2 protein-coding genes and 1 pseudogene are annotated in these 2,013 nt (G+C 45.3%); all 3 read left to right on the forward strand.

The genetic code is table 11. The features are described from left to right. Positions 1–67 precede the first annotated feature (67 nt). A pseudogene (locus OCV69_RS16500) lies at positions 68–1,306 on the forward strand (VirD4-like conjugal transfer protein, CD1115 family); the annotation flags it as partial. 12 nt (positions 1,307–1,318) lie between these two features. Further along, the gene (locus OCV69_RS16505; RefSeq protein WP_002304332.1) at positions 1,319–1,639 is read left to right on the forward strand and encodes a hypothetical protein; all 321 of its coding nucleotides are present in this window, start codon (positions 1,319–1,321) and stop codon (positions 1,637–1,639) included. 3 nt (positions 1,640–1,642) lie between these two features. Beyond that, the gene (locus tag OCV69_RS16510; protein ID WP_262563251.1) at positions 1,643–1,933 is read left to right on the forward strand and encodes a helix-turn-helix domain-containing protein; all 291 of its coding nucleotides are present in this window, start codon (positions 1,643–1,645) and stop codon (positions 1,931–1,933) included. Positions 1,934–2,013: the final 80 nt, after the last annotated feature.

A 2,013-nucleotide genomic window follows, 5' to 3' on the forward strand; every position in this document is an offset into this window, starting at 1 on the left:
CGATGTGAAATCATCGAATTTTTGATGCAAAATTCGGTGAGATATTCCCTTTATTTATCTTGACAAAACACTCCCGAAAGGCAGCATAGTGATTGAGTGCGGCAACGCCCTTTTGAAGCATGGCTACACCATCAAGATTTTCAACACCATCAACTTTCGGAAGTCGATGCACTATAACCCTTTTGCCTATATCCATTCAGAAAAAGACATTCTGAAACTGGTGACAACGCTGATTGCCAACACAAAGGGTGATGGAAAAGCCGGTGACGAGTTCTGGACGAAGGCGGAAACGCTGCTCTACTGTGCCTTGATCGGATATATCCACTATGAAGCTCCGGTTGAGGAACAGAATTTCTCCACCCTGATTGAGTTCCTGAACGCAATGGAGGTGCGGGAAGATGATGAGGAGTTCCAGAATCCGGTGGATCTGATGTTTGAAGCCCTGGAAAAGAAAAAACCGAATCACTTTGCAGTCCGTCAGTATAAAAAATACAAGCTGGCTGCCGGCAAGACCGCTAAGTCGATTTTGATTTCCTGCGGCGCTCGTCTGGCTCCTTTTGATATTCAGGAGGTCAGAGATGTGACTGCCTATGACGAGTTGCAGTTGGATACCCTCGGAGATAAGAAAACGGCGCTCTTTCTGATTATGTCAGATACGGATGCGACCTTTAATTTTTTGATCTCCATGATTTACACACAGCTGTTCAACTTGCTGTGCGAGAAAGCAGATGATGTGTACGGCGGCAGACTGCCGGTTCATGTACGCTGCCTGATTGATGAGATGGCAAACATCGGTCAGATTCCCAATCTGGAAAAACTGGTAGCGACAATCCGAAGCCGTGAAATATCAGCTTGCCTTGTTCTCCAGGCACAATCACAGCTGAAAGCCATTTATAAAGACAATGCTGATACCATCATCGGCAACATGGATTCCCGAATTTTCCTGGGTGGTTCTGAGCCAACCACGCTCAAAGAACTGAATCAGGCATTGGGAAAAGAAACTATCGACACCTACAACACCTCCAACACCAGAGGTAACAGCCCGTCTTACGGACAAAATTTTCAAAAGCTTGGCAAAGACCTTGCGAGCGTAGATGAGCTTGCGGTTCTGGATGGCAGCAAGTGTATTTTGCAGTTGCGTGGTGTCAGACCGTTTCTTTCTGATAAGTACGATCTGACGCAGCACCCCAATTATAAGTACACATCAGACTTTGATAAGAGAAATGAGTTCAACATTGAACAGTTTCTGAGTCGAAGGTTGAAGCTCAAGGCAGGTGATGAGTTTGTGGTAGTCGATGCGGATTAAGGAGGTTTCTGTTTGGAAAATTTGAAAACGGTATCTGCCCTGGTTAAGAACATCTTGGAACACGACCACAAGGCAAGAAATACCGACAATCATTTGTACCTGATGGTACTGGAACACTATTCCGGTCTGCGTGGCATCGACATTCATGCCATGACGGTTCCTGTGTTTTTGAAGGAACTGGATAGACGCAGCTTTCCGGGGTTTGAAACTGTCCGCAGAAGCAGACAGAAAGTGCAGGCAACCTACCCTGACCTTGCTCCCAGTGAAGCCGTAGGAAAACGCAGAGCAAAAAATGAGGTTGTATATCGAGAATTTGCAGAAAGCGAGGTGTAAAAAATGACTTGGTGGATCACGGATACCTCTATTGGGCAGCGTTTGAAGTTCGTTAGACGATTTCGCCGCCTTACCCAGAAAGAGCTTGGACTCCTGATGGGGTATTCCAAGAAAACAGCGGATGTCCGTATTGCTCAGTATGAGAAAAACGCTCGAACCCCTAATGCAGAAACCACAGCGAAATTCGCAGAGGTTCTGAAGGTTTCACCTGCCGTTTTTTCACCGACGATCTGTGCTTCTCGTGAAGATTTGTTGCAGTCAATGTATTGGCTGTTTCTTATGAAAGCCTGCTAATAAAAAGTCAAGTGTTTTTTGAAGAAAATTTCAAAAATCCGATTTGATATTTTAGGGTACAACTTTTAAGCCACCATGAA

This window comes from Alitiscatomonas aceti (assembly GCF_025567195.1).
Taxonomy (GTDB): Bacteria; Bacillota; Clostridia; order Lachnospirales; family Lachnospiraceae; genus Alitiscatomonas; species Alitiscatomonas aceti.